Below are 15,491 nucleotides of genomic sequence, written 5' to 3'. Positions count from 1 at the left end.
AATGAATAAACTCTTTCGTCATGCATTAATTCTATCCCAAATCATTTTTATCGGAGCAGCTTTTGCTTCTTCCTCAAATGTAGATTTAAAAGATATCCCGCAATTGCATCAAGAGTCTCAGCATGCAAAAGTGGCGAAACGAGTGAGCGATTTATTTAGTCGCTCTCATTATAAATATATGCCTTTAGATGACCAGTTGTCTGAAAAAGTGTTCAATCGTTATATTGAACAGCTTGATTACAATAAACAGATCTTCATGCAAAGTGATATTGATGCGATTAAAGCTTATCAATATTCATTTGATGATAATCTTAAATTTGGTCAACTTGAACCTGCCTACAAAATCTACCAACTTAACTTAACGCGACGTTTTGAACGTTTTACCTACGCTTTGTCGTTACTAGATAAAGAGATTACTTTTGATACTGAAGAAGAATATCAATATGACCGTAGTAAAGCTCAATGGGCAAAAGATAAGCAAGCGTTAGATAAACTATGGCATGCGCGAGTTAAATCTGATGCATTAACGTTAAAATTAGCTGATAAAAAATGGCCTGAAATTAAAACGTTATTAACTAAACGTTATACTTATGCACTCAAACATTTAACACAAACTGAAAGTGAAGATGTATTCCAAGCTTTCATGAATGCCTATGCACACACAATAGAGCCTCACACTAGTTACTTATCGCCACGTAATGCTGAACGTTTTAAAATGGAAATGAATCTTTCTCTTGAAGGGATTGGTGCTGTTTTACAACTTGAAGATGATTACACAGTGATCCGCAGTTTAGTTCCTGGTGGTCCAGCTGATAAGTCAAAACAATTGGCTAAAGATGATAAAATCATTGGTGTTGGTCAAGAAGGCGAAAAAATCATAGATGTTGTGGGGTGGCGTTTAGATGATATCGTTGAACTTATCAAAGGCCCGAAAGGTACCAAGGTTAAGTTACAAATTTTGTCGGGTAAAGCCGGCGATATTAATAAAGTTATCGAAATTGTGCGTGAAAAAATTCACCTTGAAGACAGAGAGGCAAAATCATCTGTACAAGTGATTAATGGCGAAAATATTGGTGTCATTACCATTCCAAGTTTTTACATCAAACTCAGTGAAGACGTAGAACGTGAATTAGACATCTTAGCTAAAAAAGATGTAAAAGGAATTGTGATTGATCTTCGTAATAACGGTGGTGGAGCATTAAGTGAAGCAACACTATTAACTGGTTTATTTATTAAAACAGGTCCAGTTGTACAAGTGAGAGATAGCCGTCAGCAAATTGCTGTGCAAGCCGATGATGATGATAATATCGCTTATAATGGTCCTTTGACGGTATTAATCAATCGTAATAGTGCTTCTGCATCAGAAATATTTGCCGCTGCACTACAGGATTATGGCCGTGCCATTATTATAGGTGAACAAAGCTTTGGTAAAGGTACTGTGCAACAACATCGCCGTATCGCACGTTACTACGATACCAACCAAGATGCAGTCGGTTCAGTACAATATACCATTGCTAAATTTTATCGTATTAATGGTGGCAGCACACAAAATAAAGGGGTTATCCCTGACATTGCTTTCCCAAGCGGTATTGACCCACAAGATACAGGTGAAAGTTTAGAAAAAAATGCATTACCTTGGGATAATATTCGTTCTGCTAAATATCGAAAAGTCGCTGATTTAGATAAAGGAATTAAACAATTAATAGAAGCTCATCAATTACGCATCAAAAAAGAAATTGAGTTTAATTATTTGGCTGACGATATTGCAGATTATCGTGTCGATAAAGATAAAACCAGTATTTCGCTAGTTGAAAACGTACGTGTTAATGAACGCGAAGTAAAAGAAGCTGAAAGTTTACAGCGCACTAATGAGCGACTAAAGCGTGCCGGGTTAAAAGAGGTCACGTCTTTAGACGATATTCCGGATGATTTTGAGCCCCTTGACGCATTTTTGATAGAAGCTAGCCACATTACGTTAGATTACGCTAATCTATAGGTAACTGTTTGGTGTTAATAATAAAACCGACTTTTATAGTCGGTTTTTTTGTTTTTAAAAGGAGTTTTTATGTTTAAACCATGGCTAGATAAATACCCTGAAGGTATTAACAGTGAAATAGATGAAAGCTCATTGATTAATTTAGTTGATATGTTTGAACAAACATTTCAACAACATCCAGAACATATTGCTTTTATCAATATGGATGAAACGCTGACCTATGCAGAGTTAGACCTTCAATCAAGGAAAATTGCAGTCTATCTGCAACAAACTTCGCAACTTGCGAAGGGGGACCGTGTCGCGATCATGATGCCAAATCTATTGCAATACCCTATTATTTTATTAGGTGTTTTAAGAGCGGGGTTGGTGGTCGTCAATATAAACCCACTGTATACCGCATCAGAATTAAAGCATCAGCTTAATGACTCAGGCGCAAAAGCTATTTTTATTGTGTCTAATTATGCACAAACGCTACAGAGTATTGTGAAACAAACTCAAATCAAGCATGTGGTGTTAACTAAAATTGGTGATGCATTACCTTTATTAAAGAGAAAGTTCGTTAACTTTATTGTTTCCTATGTCAAACGAATGGTACCCAAGTATCAGTTACCTAGTGCAAAAAGTTATCGTAATGCACTTAAACAGGGTGAGAAAGGGCAATACATTCGTCCTGTGATTAATTTAGATGATATCGCACTGATACAATATACGGGAGGAACTACAGGTGTTTCAAAAGGCGCGGTAATGACTCAGCGTAATATGGCGGCTAGTTTAGCGCAGGCAGACGCTGTATTTGGTTTAACTGTTGATCAAGAAAGCGAAATAATGGTCACTGCATTACCTCTTTACCATGCATTTGCGCTGACGGTTAATTGTCTATTTTTTATTAAAAAAGGCGGCACTAATTTATTGATCACTAATCCTCGTGATCTCGATACTTTTATTAAAACCTTAAGTAAGTATAAATTTACCTTCTTTACTGCATTGAATACATTATTTAACGCCTTACTACATCATCCTAAAATTAATGACGTAGACTTTTCTTCGCTAAAAATAACTATAGCAGGGGGCATGGCAACACAAACTAAAGTCGCTAATTTGTGGAAAGAAGTTACAGGCAGTACGGTCATTGAGGGCTATGGATTAACGGAGTGCGCTCCTATGGTAAGTGTCAACTCTTATAATGTGACAGCGCATGATGGTTCAATTGGGTTACCTATGCCTGGAACTGATTTACGCTTAGTCGATGATAATAATAACGTTATCGAAGATTATAACAGCCCGGGCGAAATAGAAATTAAAGGGCCTCAAGTCATGCCGCACTATTGGCAAAATGAGGAAGAAACTGCGTTAGCGTTTAATGATGGCTGGTTTAAAAGTGGTGATATTGGTCTATTTGATGAACAAGGTTTATTACGTTTAGTTGACCGTAAAAAAGACATGATATTAGTATCAGGCTTTAATGTTTACCCTAATGAAATAGAAGATACTGTGGTGCAAATGCAAGGAGTCTCAGAGGCTGCTGTCGTAGGAATTAATGATGAGCAGTCTGGTGAGAGCGTGAAACTGTTTGTGGTGTTAGATGATTATAAAGTCACCGTTGAAATGATTAAACACCATTGTGAAGGTCAATTAACGCGATATAAACAGCCTAAATTGATAGAAATAGTGAGTGAGCTACCAAAAAATAACGTGGGCAAAGTGTTACGCCGTTTATTAAAAGACAGATAATTTTCTTGGCTTAACACTCTATGGCTTCAGTGCTTACCATTTTTATCTGCGTTTTTGTATAGACAATGATTCTGCCAAGGGCAGTATTTAAAGGTGACGATTGTGCAATTAACGTATGGGAGTGTGGTTAACTTAATGCCAATGATTAAGGGATTAAATAATCGATAGCATTAAATAATTAGCTGTATTAAACACTTCGTATTTCATATCTATCTAGTCACTACTCGTACTTACCTAGTACCAAATAGTACCGAGCAAATGCGAACTGTATTTTTATTGCTGATAATAATCAATGGGTAACACAACTAGGTTAATATTATCTGGGTTGGCATCAACAAAACTTAAGTTGTTGTACCAGTCTCCCACATCAAAGCGTTGCCCAGCCTTATCATTAACAGTCAAATCATGTACAAAAGCTTGGTGCGTATGGCCATGAATTAAACGTTGTACTTGATGTAATGTCATCAAACGATGCACTTCTTGCTCTGTCACGCCCATCATATTTGTATTTTTATATACTTTTTTAGATTGGCTCGCAGTGCGGATCTTCCAACCAATACGCTTGCGCAGCTTGAGTGGTAAGCAATTAAAAATAAATTGCATTACAGGGTTATGGATCACTTTACGCATACGTTGATAGTTTTTATCAAACAAACACAAAGTATCACCGTGCATAATTAATGTTTTAGTTCCGTATAAATCTATTTCGGTATGCTCTGGTAATAAAGTCATTGAAGACTGCTGTGCATAACGTTTGCCGATCATAAAGTCTCGGTTACCGTGAATATAGAAAATTTGAGTATTATTTTTTTTAGCATAAGCTGTTAATTTCTGCGCAACTTCATCCATTAAAGGAGTATGTTCATCATCTCCTATCCACACCTCAAACATATCACCAAGGATATAAAGTGTTTCAGCATTAGCTGCTTCTTTTTCAAGAAAAGCAAAAAAGGCATCGCTTATATGACGATGATTTTCGCTGAGATGTAAGTCTGCAATGAATAAAGTGCGCATAGTCAGTTACGCTACGGTAACGTTAGTGATCACAACGTCATCTAGTGGCACATCTTGATGAACATAATGTGCATTACCTGTTGCTACGCCTTTGATTTTATCTACTACATCTTCACCAGCGACTACTTTAGCGAATACACAGTATCCCCAACCATCAGTTGTTTCTGATTTAAAATCTAAAAATTTGTTATCGCCGACATTGATAAAAAATTGTGCAGAAGCTGAATGCGGTTCCATAGTACGCGCCATTGCTACTGAATATTTTACGTTTGATAAGCCGTTATTTGCTTCGTTTTTAATAGGCTTTTGGCTGTCTTTCTCTTCCATGCCCGGTGCAAAACCACCCCCTTGAATCATGAAACCATCAATAACACGGTGAAAAATGGTGCTATCGTAATGACCACTTGTTGCATATTTAATGAAATTAGCCACTGTTTTAGGTGCTTTCTCTTCATTCATTTCTAATGTGATGTCGCCAAAATTTGTATGTAAAGTAATCATTGTTAAATCCTATCTTCAAAAAGAGCATTATCATACCTCAACTCGTTAATTCATTAAATACAAAGGATGAATTTGTCACTTGGTCAGGTTAGAATAGGCGTTTTTACAGTAATCGCATTGGATGGAAAATGTTAAAAATCTACAACACCTTAACTCGAACTAAAGAAGAATTTAAACCCCTTGTCGCAGGCAAAGTGGGAATGTATGTGTGTGGTGTTACCATCTATGATTACTGTCATATAGGACATGGTCGCACATTTGTTGCTTTTGATACCGTGGCTCGCTACTTACGTTTTAGTGGTTACGACTTAACTTTTATCCGTAACATTACAGATGTAGACGACAAAATTATTAAACGTGCCAATGAAAACGGCGAGACTTGTGACCAATTAACGGCTCGTTTTACTGATGCAATGCATGCGGACTTTGATGCATTGAATATGATCAGACCCGATATTGAACCACGAGTAACGGATCACATGCCTGAAGTGATCGAAATGATATCAACACTGATAGCAAAAAATCATGCCTATGTTTCTGACTCTGGTGATGTGCTTTTTTCTGTCTCATCATTCCCAGAATATGGCCAATTAAGCGGTCAAAATCTTGAAATGTTGCAGGCCGGTTCTCGTGTTGAAGTTGAAGATAGTAAACATGACCCATTAGATTTTGTGCTATGGAAAATGGCGAAAAGTGGCGAACCATCATGGTCATCACCATGGGGAGAAGGTCGCCCAGGTTGGCACATTGAATGTTCAGCAATGAATAGAAAACATCTTGGTGAAGTGTTCGATATTCATGGCGGTGGGTCGGATTTAAGTTTCCCGCATCATGAAAATGAAATTGCGCAGTCATGTTGTGCGCATCACGGTGAATACGTTAATACTTGGATGCATTCGGGTATGGTGCAAGTTGATAAAGTCAAAATGTCTAAGTCTTTAAATAACTTTTTCACTATCAAAGATGTATTAGATGTCTATGATAGTGAATCTGTTCGTTACTTTTTAATCTCTGGGCACTACCGTAGCCAACTTAATTATTCAGAAGATAATTTGAAACAAGCAAGAGCTAGCTTAGAGCGTTTATATACTGCTATACGTGATGTAGCTGTCAGTGATATTGAGATTGATCAAGCAATTAAAGACAGTAAGTTCTATCAAGGTTTTGTGAAAGCGATGGATGATGACTTTAATACACCTGAAGCGTTGGCAGTATTATTTGATTTAGCCAAAGAGTTGAATCGCGTTAAAGTAACTGATTCTAAAAAAGCGGTTCTTTTGGGTAGCATGCTGGTCAAATTTGCTAATGTGTTAGGTTTGTTGAGCCAAAGTCCAGATCAGTTTTTACAAGGCGTTGGAAAAGATCATGAAAATGATCAACAAGTTGCTGACATAGAAGCATTAATTTTACAACGTAATACGGCAAGGGCAAATAAAGATTGGCCAAGTGCTGATGATGCTCGTGATAAGTTAGCGGCATTAAATGTGGTGCTTGAAGATGGCCCTAATGGTACAACTTGGCGTAAAGTCTAATGCCTAGCCTTGTTGCCAATCGCTAAAAGAAAAGGACATCATTTGATGTCCTTTTTTCAGATTGGTTGTAATGGTTCGATTTACTACGCTTAGAAATTAGTTGTAACGGTAGGATCTACTAAGCTTACAAAATAATTGTCTGTATCTACAACGATGTTTTAGCGTTTAGGCTTTTACTTTTGGGGGCTTTAAGTTGCGTAAGCTGCTTATTTTTAAAGTCTCGTAAGGTTATTTCCAAAGCTTTAATAGTCGCCTCTAACGGCAGGTTGTTGTCTTCTAATAATTGAATCAAATCTACAGCCAGTTTAATCTCTAAAGGCGCAGATACTAATCCTGAATCAATCGTACTGTCACTATTCGTCATTGTCTAAAGCTTCCATCTTAAATTCTAATGCTTGCGTAAACTCGTTACACTTTTGATAACGTTCTTTGAGTGCACTCACTCGTGATTTATGAATTTCTTTATTATTGGCAGTGTTTGCTTGTTGGTAAAGGCTATTTTCTTCATTAATCATCGCCAATAGTCTTTTTTCATATTGATATTGACGTTGCAACTGTTGATATACTTTTTCTTGTTGTGTTGAATAGCGTTTATATAAACCTTCAGCTTTACCCGCATCCAACTGATTCACGATATTCAATAAAGCTGAAAATTGATTGATGAACTTTTCACATTCATAATTGATGATTGTATTACCCATCTCTTTAGTAATAACGTGTTTTAAATGTTCAAAGGTCGTCTGGATTTGTTGACAGTAACCAGACAAGGTTAAGCTACTCGTATTAAATAAATGTACTTCAAAACGAAATGACTTATTTTCCGATAAAGTAATTTTATTATCCCACTCTCGACAACGTAAACTAAGCGTTGCAAGTTGTTCGGATAAGGCGCTTAAGTGCTTTAAATCTACTGACTGAACCATGCGTTATACCCAAGGTTAATTGCCATAATTAGCACAATGATAATAAAGACAGGGCGGATAAATTTTGCACCAAAATAAATGGCTGAATGTGCACCGATAAAAGCACCTAGCATTAAGCAAGCACCCATTGTTAATCCGATAAACCAGTCAACTTGACCAAAATAGATGAAGGTTAATAAGGAAACAAAATTACTAGTGAAGTTCATTGCTTTAGCTAAACCACTGGATAATAGAATATTCAGACGGTATAAGTGCATATTAGAGATAACCCAAAATGCCCCCGTGCCAGGGCCAGAAACACCATCATAAAAACCTAAAACAAAGCCTTGAATACGCTGAATAATTCTTAATAAAGGAGTGTTTTCAGGAAGCGTTGCATTATCAATTTCTTTTACTCGGCTAAATAAAGTATAAATAGCGACTGTTAAAATCACTAAAGGCAAGAATTTATTCAGAAACTCCGTGGAAATATAGTTTACTAAAATGGTCCCAAACATGGCGCCAATTAACGTACTATAAAAGGTATGTTTCCAAAATTCGGGATTAAAAAGTTCTTTACGGAAATAGGTATAGGCCGCCGTACCAGAGGCAAAACATGCAGATAATTTATTAGTTCCTAACGTCAGGTGGGGTGGTAAACCAACACTCAATAATGTCGGTACAGTGAGCATACCGCCTCCGCCTACTACTGCATCGATAAAGCCGGCTATCAAACCAACTAATGCCAATAGCACCCAGCTATTGGGATCTAATACAAACTCTGTCATTTTATTTCTCTACATTTAAAGCAAAAGGGGGAAGGGCATCAATTAAACTTTTGCCATAACGTTTGGTTATTACGCGTTTATCTAATAAGGTAATTTGTCCTGTGTCTGTTTCTTTACGAATTAAACGCCCACAGGATTGTATCAATTTTTTACTGGCCTCTGGTATGGTGATTTGCATAAATGGATTGCCTCCTTTTGACGTGATCCATTCTGCATGCGCCTCTTCAACGGGTGAGTCTGGTACTGCAAAGGGTAGCTTGGTAATGATTAAATTGGTCAGGTAATGCCCTGGCAAGTCTAAACCCTCTGCCAAACTGCCTGTACCAAATAGGATACTGGTCAATCCCTGATCGCAGTTCTTTTTATGGCTGCTGATCATTTTTGTGCGAGACGTTTCACCCTGTACTAATAACGCTTTAGGAAATTTTCGGCGTAACTTATCCGCCACTAAGTTCATTTGCCAATAAGAAGCGAATAAGACTAAATTAGCTTGTTTTTCTTGTATACGTTGCGCAATGTTATCGATTAATTCGTTATCAAAACCAGATTCAGTGGGATCCTTTTTCATATTGGCAATATTGAGAGGGATCGCAGGATAATCGAATGGAGACTTAAGACGTAGGTATTGTGTACCATCATTATTTTTCAAACCAGATTGACGCATAAAATAATCAAAACTGTTTAATGACGTTAATGTCGCGGAGCATAAAATAATACCTGCCGCTTGAGACCAGAGCATATATTCTAACAAACCACCGACTTCAAGTGGACTTGCGCAAAGGGTAAACCCATCATTTTCATTGTTTACCCATGCTGCAATGGGGGCTTGATGCGTCGCTCGATCTTTTAATAGCATTTTCCACAGCGCAAGCAAGTTCTCTAAACGTTGAATATAGAAACCTGTTTCAATCAAAATAGGTTCTGCATCGGATAATTTTATATTAGCGTCTTTCAGCTCTTCGGATGTGATGGTAGAGAGTTTATTGACTGCACTTAAACACTTTTTGGTCTCTTCTTTTAAATTAATCAGTGCATTCACAATACCTTCAGGGACTTCACCCATTGGAAAACGATATTGATTAGACTTATTGTAATTAAGCGGATTATGACGAAAATATAGTTCAATTGCTTGTAAATCATTAACCATTTCATTAGCACTTTCTAACATAGTTAGGCCGGGGGTAATGGTCGTTTGGCGATGCACAACACGATTAATATGTGTGCTGACTTGCTTGATTTTTTTTAGCCAATCTTGACTCGTTTTGATATTCACGCTTGCGCTGGAAAAGTCGCGTGATATTTTGGGTAAATGATGAGCTTCATCAAGTACATAGAAACAGGCATCGGGCTCAGGTAAAATAACGCCTCCTCCTAATTCCAAGTCTGCTAGTAACAAAGCGTGGTTAACCACAATTACATCGGCTTTATTGATATTGTCCCGTGCTCGATGAAATGGGCATTGTCGGTGATTTGATAAGGCTTTTTTACAGCTGTGTTTATCGGACACGATTTGTTGCCAAATACGACGAGGGATAGGTGTTGCCCAGCTATCTTGATCCCCATTCCATTTACCATCTAAATATGCGTTACGCATTTTGCTTAATAATTCACTATCACCCGGTTGCGGTTTTTCAGTAAACAGGAGTGTTTGTTGAGACTCATCTTGTTGTTGGTTGAGTAGCTTATGTTCGCAACAGTAGCGTTGTCGACCCTTTGCTAAAGTGAAGGTAAATTTAAAATCACTGTGGCGTAGAAAAAACGGTAAATCTTTACTGATTAATTGTTCTTGTAAGGTAACCGTTGCAGTAGAGATAACTAGTTTCTTATTCAGCCTTAAGGCCACCGGTAACCCTGCCAATATGTAAGCTAAAGACTTACCTATTCCAGTGCCGGCTTCAGCCACTAAAATACGTCGTGACTTATCATAGTTACCTGCTAGCACTTTAGCGATTTCAGCCACTAAATAGTTTTGAGCTTTACGTGCTTTAAATTGCGGCAGGGCTTTTGTTATGAGTTCATAATTAGCTCTAATTTCTTTTTTTAGTGAGTCTGAAAGCATAAATATAGGTAGTCTTCTCGGCGCAATGAATAAACAAAAATAAATGGCAATTAAAAACAAAAAACCTTTATTTCGGGAGTCTACCAAAATAAAGGTTATTTAGCTGGGAATTATAACAAAGGAGTCATTTTTTCACGTTATATTGAGCTTATAAGCTCTGATGCAAAGGGGTTACTTAGGTTGTTCTAAGAATAATACCGCTGCTTCAACACGTGATTTAATGCCTAGTTTTTTAAGCAAACTTTTAACATGAACTTTAACCGTACCTTCTGAAATATTCAGGTTTTCTGAAATTTCTTTGTTACTTAAGCCACGTGAAATTTCTTGCATTATTTGGCTCTCTCGGCGCGTAAGCGAAGAAAGTTTGTCTCGAATGTTGTTTTCTTGATCCAAGCAATCTAGGTAAGGGCGTAAATCGTCACTGACTACTAATTTACCTTGTTTAATATCGTATAAATTCTCAAGTAAACGTTCAGGGTCGGTATCTTTTAAAAGATAGCCATCAGCACCATGATTAATTAACGAAATAACATCTTGTTTAGCATCAGAAACAGTAAGCATGACAATTTTACTGGTGATGCCATCATTACGTAATGCTTTAAGTGTTTCTAAACCAGACACAGCCTTCATGTTTAGATCTAATAACACCATATCGGGATGTTGTTTTTTGACCATACTGACGGCTTCAATTCCGTTTGTTGCTTCATCAATTACCACAAAATTTGGGTCAATACTGAGTAGTTGAGTGATGCCTTTGCGCATAAGTGGGTGGTCATCAACAACAATAACTGTAGATACATTGTTCATTTGTGATTCCTTTAATTGGTCATGATTAACTTACAATTGCTCATAAGTATAAATGTAAACGGTGAGTGGGGGTATAACTGTTATCAATCAAAATGAAAAAAAATTATTTGCGAGTCATAAATGCCTATACACAATATAAAACAAGCAGGTATTGAACCTGAGTTTTTACATTAAGTCTGTCTATGATTATTTGCTTAAACACTTGAACCTGAGCATTAATCATATACCTTGGTTAAGAACAGGTATGTGAATTATAAGTGATTTATAATCATAGGTATAAACAATTGTAAATATTTGCTCAAATTTTGAAGGTAAGTTTGACTTCGGTGCCAATCGTTAGGTTTTTTATTTGTAAAACAGCATTAAGTTCTTCTGCACGTTGATTCATTATTTCAATACCGTAGTGATTATTTTTACCCGGTTTATCTTCAATACCAATGCCATCATCGCGCACGGTAATAACGACTTGCTTTTCTTCAGCCACACAGTTGATCACAATGTTATTACAATCAGCATGTTTCATTGCATTGATCATCGCTTCCCTGACTATCTGTAGCATATGGATGTGTTGATTCGCGTGAGTTTGGAAATTAGAATCGAATTTTCCCATCTTGATCTTGGCGGTCGTTTGTTTTTGTAGTTGTGAAATCATTATAACGACGGCTTCTTTAAAGTCAGACACGCCAATGTTTAAGCGGAAAGTAGAGAGTAATGAACGCAACTGAACATAGGCTTCCGTTACTGCCTCTTCGATATTGTTAACAGATGTTTTTGCACCTTGATTCTCTTTGTCAGCGCTGGCCTCTAATTGTCGACGTAAAACAGTACATTGAATTTTCAGGAAAGATAGAGCTTGCGCAATAGAGTCGTGCAATTCTCGTGCAATAACACCACGCTCTTCGACTAATAATAGTTTTTGTTCTTGTAAACTGTATTCTTCTTGGTACAAGGCGCGAGCAAGTAAACTACTGAAACTATTAATGATGGAGTTATCTTCACTGTCGTTAATGCCATTAATATAGTTTAAATAACCGTATGGGCTACCGTTAATATTGATAGGAATACGTTTATTATTACCTGTTTCTGTGGCACACCCAATATCGCTGTCAATTTCAATTCCATTCACTAACTCCAAACATAACTTCGTTAAGTTGGTTTGTTTAGCGAGTGCATTTAAGGCATCACGAATAATCGAGTGGGTTAGCTTAACGGTACTAAGTTGCTGCGAAATAGTGAACAAGAATTGAATCGTTTCATTGGCTTTTTCTAATTCTGTTTTTTTATCAAATACTTTTTTCTGCATCGCGTTAATCAAAGATTCAAGTTCTGCTGACATACTTTGAAGGCCGGTTGAAAGCGCACCAATTTCATTATCATGATCAGAGAATTCGACATTAAAGTGATGGTTTGATATCGAGTTAACATTAGCTTCTAGCTGGTTAATTGGCGCAACGATGTAACGTCGGCAATAAATAAGTAGGAATAGGGCACTTAATGAAATAAGCAAGAAAACAACGATTTCTGAGACTAAAATAACCGATGATTCTTTTTCTAGCAGTTGCTGATATTGATGAATAGTAAGCTCTGCGTTTTCAACAACATTGTTTAACTGAGCATGCAATTCTTGCTCTGAAAGTTGATATAACTGGTGTTGTAGAGTAACTAGCTCTGCACGTAGGTTAATGTTCGAAAAATGAATCGCATTGACATCAAAATACTTATTCTCCAATAGTTTATTCGCTAATAAAGGGGAAAAACTATTAAGAGAACGGTGGATTAAATCGCGGTCCAATGAATCTGCATGTAGAAATTGAATAGCTTTGTGTTTAAGCTTCACCAGATTAGTGATAGCTTCTTTGTTATTCGCTTGGCTGTGAGACGTTGTAATAAAAATCAGCGTATGCGTTCCTGCTATAATAAGTAGCAGTACAGAGAATGTTGAAATCACTCTTGTGATAGAAAGTGAATGAAATAGTAGATTAATCTTCATACATAGTTAAGAATAATAGGTAACGAGTTGATAGAGTCTCCTTGATAGGGAGGGTGATGTCATCTTATTTAATTTAGCTCCGAGCTTGTTTCACTAAGTTTACCATAACTTTTGGTAAATATGTGAGGCAAGCCGCTTAACCCATAAATGGTTAAGAAGGGTAAACTTAGAAATGGGTTTGCCTCCCGTGTTTGGAAAGGAACTGACCATGCAATTAATAGATAAATACCACCGTAAATTTGAATATTTACGGTTGTCGATCACCGATGAATGTAATTTTAAATGTAATTATTGTTTGCCCGATGGCTACCAACGAACCCATCAAAAACAATTTTTATCAGAAGGTGAAATTAAAAACTTAATCAATGCCTTTGCAGAACTAGGCACTACCAAAGTAAGAATTACCGGTGGAGAGCCAAGTTTGCGTAAAGATTTTGCTAACATTATCAAGCAAGTGGCTAATACCGATGGGATCAAAAAAGTAGCCACCACTACTAACGGTTTTAATTTAAGTAAACATGCAGTGGAATGGTTTGAAGCCGGCCTAAGTGCGATCAACGTGAGTGTGGATAGTCTTGATGCGAATACGTTTAATCTTATTACCGGTAAAAATATCTTTCATAAAGTCATGGAAGGGGTTGAAGCTTGTGCAGGCGCTGGGTTTAAGCAAGTTAAAGTAAATAGTGTTTTGATGAAAGGCTTGAATGATACCGATCTCAACACCTTCATAGAGTGGATCAAAGATCAGCCGATTCAACTGCGCTTCATTGAATTAATGCAGACCGAAGATAATACTGAGTTTTTTAATCGTTATCATTTATCCGGTCAAAGTATTAAAGAGGCCTTATTAAGCCAACAATGGATACAAAAAATTCGCTACGCAAACGATGGTCCAGCAGAAGTTTTTACTCATCCAGATTATAAGGGTGAAATAGGGTTGATCATGCCCTATAGCAAAGATTTTTGTGATAATTGTAACCGTTTACGCGTGTCATCTGTTGGCCGATTACATTTATGTTTGTTTGGCGAAGAGGGAGTTGACCTTCGTCATTTGTTACAAAATAGTGATGACAAGGAGCAACTGAAAGAGACCATCGTTGCAGCTTTACAACTGAAAAAATCATCACATTTTCTTGATTTAGGACTTTCAGGAGGCACTCCACACTTAGCTTCAATAGGCGGTTAGTTCTTGACTTGATTAAATATTCTCCGCTTTTTGCGGGGGATGTCTCAAACCTTCATAAATCTCTTGATCCATATCAAACACACTTCAGATAACCTCTTTTTTTATAATACTTCTGCTAAAGTTAGTTGAATATTTCATTCACATTAATTTAACAATTAGTTTAACCATGCCTGACATTGATATAAACAAACGTAATTTATTTCGTCGACAATCAGATTTGGTGATTAACAATTTAATGCCCTGGATTGAAGACAACCAACAATTTGTAAATAACTGCACTCAGTGCAAAAACTGTATAAGCAGTTGTCCTGAAAAAATCATTGTGCAAGGTGATGCAGGTTTCCCAGTGATAGATTTTTCACTCGGCGAATGTACGTTTTGCGGACAATGTGCCGATGCTTGTCAAGAAGATATTTTTACCGCAACAACAGAAATACCTTGGCATAAAAAAGCAATGATTGCAGACAGTTGTTTAGCAAACCAAAACGTTTACTGCCGCAGTTGTGGCGAAAGTTGTCCCGAACAAGCTTTGAGCTTTCAAATTGGGATCAACGCAGTACCTGAAATTGATTTAGAGCTATGTAATGGCTGTGGCGCGTGCTTTTCTCCTTGTCCAACCAGCGCCATTAGCATTAAGGAACATAAATGAAAGGTAACTACTCAGCAGGGATAAAAATATTAGGTAGCATGCCATTCAACAATAGCGTTAAAGCAGTAGAGCCACTTACTCCCTGCTTTTTACAGCTTGATAAGTAACTACGAAGACCAAAAAACATTTCTGCTCCATATTCGCTCCTGAAGCAGCCCGAGATCTTCTGCTGAACTTTTGCCATCCTCAAGTCATTTTCGCCTTGATTATTAGTAAAAGGTACGGCTTTATCGATCATAAACCTGAGTACGTCATCTTCATAATTTTGTAAACGCTCAAGTAAATTTCTAGATTTTGTTTTTTTCACCCTGCCTCGTTGGCGGGTAGTTGGTATTG

At 37.1% G+C, this 15,491-nt stretch carries 14 protein-coding genes and 1 riboswitch; of the genes, 5 read left to right on the top strand and 9 right to left on the bottom strand.

The genetic code is table 11. The features are described from left to right. Position 1: 1 nt before the first annotated feature. Together prc and H592_RS0103765 are read left to right on the top strand one after the other, a co-directional pair. Complete coding sequence (gene prc / locus H592_RS0103770) at positions 2-1,996, top strand: carboxy terminal-processing peptidase (RefSeq protein ID WP_037070872.1); 1,995 nt, start codon at positions 2-4, stop codon at positions 1,994-1,996. Positions 1,997-2,065: 69 nt separating this feature from the next. Then, positions 2,066-3,727 (top strand): AMP-binding protein, encoded by a 1,662-nt coding sequence (locus H592_RS0103765; protein WP_028867591.1) that lies wholly within the window; start codon positions 2,066-2,068, stop codon positions 3,725-3,727. 273 nt (positions 3,728-4,000) lie between these two features. On the opposite strand, the gene H592_RS0103760 is transcribed toward H592_RS0103765, so the two are convergent. Both H592_RS0103760 and H592_RS0103755 read right to left on the bottom strand, forming a co-directional pair. Then, positions 4,001-4,741: a UDP-2,3-diacylglucosamine diphosphatase gene (locus H592_RS0103760; protein ID WP_028867590.1), complete on the bottom strand. Its 741-nt coding sequence runs from the start codon at positions 4,739-4,741 to the stop codon at positions 4,001-4,003. Positions 4,742-4,747: 6 nt separating this feature from the next. Further along, a complete protein-coding gene (locus H592_RS0103755) occupies positions 4,748-5,242 on the bottom strand; it encodes a peptidylprolyl isomerase (RefSeq protein WP_028867589.1) in 495 nt (164 codons plus the stop codon). 128 nt (positions 5,243-5,370) lie between these two features. On the opposite strand from H592_RS0103755, the gene cysS reads away from it, so the two are divergent. After that, complete coding sequence (gene cysS, locus H592_RS0103750; RefSeq protein WP_028867588.1) at positions 5,371-6,774, top strand: cysteine--tRNA ligase; 1,404 nt, start codon at positions 5,371-5,373, stop codon at positions 6,772-6,774. A gap of 145 nt (positions 6,775-6,919) precedes the next feature. Here cysS and H592_RS0103745 read toward each other — a convergent pair whose 3' ends face one another. The 6 genes from H592_RS0103745 to H592_RS0103720 all read right to left on the bottom strand — a co-directional run bounded on the left by H592_RS0103745 (position 6,920) and on the right by H592_RS0103720 (position 13,320). Then, complete coding sequence (locus H592_RS0103745) at positions 6,920-7,138, bottom strand: DUF2496 domain-containing protein (RefSeq protein ID WP_028867587.1); 219 nt, start codon at positions 7,136-7,138, stop codon at positions 6,920-6,922. Next, positions 7,128-7,697 carry a primosomal replication protein gene (locus tag H592_RS0103740; RefSeq protein ID WP_028867586.1) on the bottom strand — a complete coding sequence of 190 codons (570 nt, stop codon included), beginning with the start codon at positions 7,695-7,697 and terminating at the stop codon, positions 7,128-7,130. The genes H592_RS0103745 and H592_RS0103740 overlap by 11 nt, the downstream gene beginning before the upstream one ends. After that, the gene (locus tag H592_RS0103735; protein WP_028867585.1) at positions 7,682-8,464 is read right to left on the bottom strand and encodes a TSUP family transporter; all 783 of its coding nucleotides are present in this window, start codon (positions 8,462-8,464) and stop codon (positions 7,682-7,684) included. Before H592_RS0103735 ends, H592_RS0103740 begins: the two co-directional genes overlap by 16 nt. Position 8,465: 1 nt before the next feature. After that, positions 8,466-10,523: an ATP-dependent DNA helicase DinG gene (dinG, locus tag H592_RS0103730; protein ID WP_028867584.1), complete on the bottom strand. Its 2,058-nt coding sequence runs from the start codon at positions 10,521-10,523 to the stop codon at positions 8,466-8,468. A gap of 171 nt (positions 10,524-10,694) precedes the next feature. Continuing rightward, complete coding sequence (gene narL / locus H592_RS0103725; RefSeq protein ID WP_028867583.1) at positions 10,695-11,330, bottom strand: two-component system response regulator NarL; 636 nt, start codon at positions 11,328-11,330, stop codon at positions 10,695-10,697. Positions 11,331-11,628: 298 nt separating this feature from the next. Next, positions 11,629-13,320 carry a histidine kinase gene (locus tag H592_RS0103720; protein WP_084296192.1) on the bottom strand — a complete coding sequence of 564 codons (1,692 nt, stop codon included), beginning with the start codon at positions 13,318-13,320 and terminating at the stop codon, positions 11,629-11,631. Between the two features lie 65 nt (positions 13,321-13,385). Further along, positions 13,386-13,538, top strand: a riboswitch (molybdenum cofactor riboswitch). Between H592_RS0103720 and moaA the strand changes: the two genes are divergently transcribed. Both moaA and napF read left to right on the top strand, forming a co-directional pair. After that, positions 13,529-14,506: a GTP 3',8-cyclase MoaA gene (moaA, locus tag H592_RS0103715; RefSeq protein ID WP_028867581.1), complete on the top strand. Its 978-nt coding sequence runs from the start codon at positions 13,529-13,531 to the stop codon at positions 14,504-14,506. Its footprint overlaps the riboswitch before it by 10 nt. A gap of 166 nt (positions 14,507-14,672) precedes the next feature. Further along, entirely contained in the window at positions 14,673-15,155 is a 483-nt protein-coding gene (gene napF, locus H592_RS0103710) for a ferredoxin-type protein NapF (protein ID WP_028867580.1), read from the top strand. Between the two features lie 7 nt (positions 15,156-15,162). Here napF and H592_RS0103705 read toward each other — a convergent pair. Further along, the coding region (locus H592_RS0103705; protein ID WP_028867579.1) for an IS66 family transposase at positions 15,163-15,491 on the bottom strand (329 nt) is incomplete at its 5' end.

This window comes from Psychromonas arctica DSM 14288 (assembly GCF_000482725.1).
GTDB lineage: Bacteria > Pseudomonadota > Gammaproteobacteria > Enterobacterales > Psychromonadaceae > Psychromonas > Psychromonas arctica.
This window is presented reverse-complemented; position numbering and strand designations above follow the sequence as displayed.